Origin of the sequence: Corynebacterium sp. HMSC062A03 (assembly GCF_001811145.1) — a bacterium.
In the GTDB taxonomy this organism is placed as follows: Bacteria; Actinomycetota; Actinomycetes; order Mycobacteriales; family Mycobacteriaceae; genus Corynebacterium; species Corynebacterium aurimucosum.
Window position 1 is genome coordinate 1 of sequence record NZ_KV803681.1, and the last position, 824, is coordinate 824.

The 824-nt window shown below is 53.9% G+C and carries 1 rRNA gene; it reads left to right on the forward strand.

Going from position 1 to position 824, the window contains the following annotated elements:
- Nucleotides 1-824: ribosomal RNA gene (locus tag HMPREF2781_RS07250) — 23S ribosomal RNA — on the forward strand; the annotation flags it as partial.

The window sequence follows — 824 nt, forward strand, 5'->3', positions numbered from 1 at the left end:
GGTTGTTGGGTTGCCCGAGTAGCAGCGGGCTCGTGGAATCTGCTGTGAATCTGCCGGGACCACCCGGTAAGCCTAAATACTCAGTGTGACCGATAGTGTATGAGTACCGTGAGGGAATGGTGAAAAGTACCCCGGGAGGGGAGTGAAATAGTTCCTGAAACCATGTGCTTACAATCCGTCAGAGCACTTTTTGTTGTGTGATGGCGTGCCTTTTGAAGAATGAGCCTGCGAGTCAGCGGCATGTCGCGAGGTTAACCCGTGTGGGGTAGCCGTAGGGAAACCGAATCCTAATGGGGTGTTTTAGTGGCGTGTCCTGGACCCGAAGCGGGGTGATCTACCCATGGCCAGTGTGAAGCAGTAGTAAGATGCTGTGGAGGCGCGAACCCACGTAGGTTGAAAACTGCGGGGATGAGCTGTGGGTAGGGGTGAAAGGCCAATCAAACTCCGTGATAGCTGGTTCTCCCCGAAATGCATTTAGGTGCAGCGTCGCATTAGCTTGGTGGAGGTAGAGCTACTGGTTGGTTGAGCGGGACTACAATCTTAGCAATGTCAGCCAAACTCCGAATGCCATCAATTGTGTTGTGCGGCAGTGAGACTGTGGGGGATAAGCTTCATAGTCGAGAGGGAAACAGCCCAGATCGCCGGTTAAGGCCCCTAAGGGTGTGCTAAGTGGAAAAGGATGTGGGATCGCGAAGACAGCCAGGAGGTTGGCTTAGAAGCAGCCATCCTTGAAAGAGTGCGTAATAGCTCACTGGTCGAGTGGTCCTGCGCCGACAATGTAGTGGGGCTCAAGCACACCGCCGAAGCCGCGGCAAACATTTTTT